1 pseudogene is annotated in these 280 nt (G+C 37.5%); it reads right to left on the reverse strand.

What is annotated here, in order from left to right:
* Positions 1-13: 13 nt before the first annotated feature.
* Positions 14-268, reverse strand: a pseudogene (locus tag CP367_RS11110) (alpha/beta hydrolase); the annotation flags it as partial.
* Positions 269-280: the final 12 nt, after the last annotated feature.

Raw genomic sequence — 280 nt, forward strand, 5'->3', positions numbered from 1 at the left:
CTCCAGTATTAAACTACTTTTTTAATTTAATAAACTTGTCAATCATACCGATTACAAACGGATTGTCATGCATCCAACTCTGTTCAGCGTCATTTCTACCGCGTCCTTCTACTTCTTGATAACCATGTGCCTTTGGAGTAAGGATCTAGCGAATGCTTTTTGCGGAAACAACAGAGATGACTTTATCAGTCTTTGTGTTATCTAAACCGTTGCCATAAATATTCACGTCCGAGATATCAGTATTGAATTTGCGCCGATGAAAAAACAACTAAAGGTAGTG

The sequence above is a fragment of the Lactobacillus sp. UMNPBX16 genome, from assembly GCF_002553775.1.
Classification (GTDB): domain Bacteria; phylum Bacillota; class Bacilli; order Lactobacillales; family Lactobacillaceae; genus Lactobacillus; species Lactobacillus crispatus.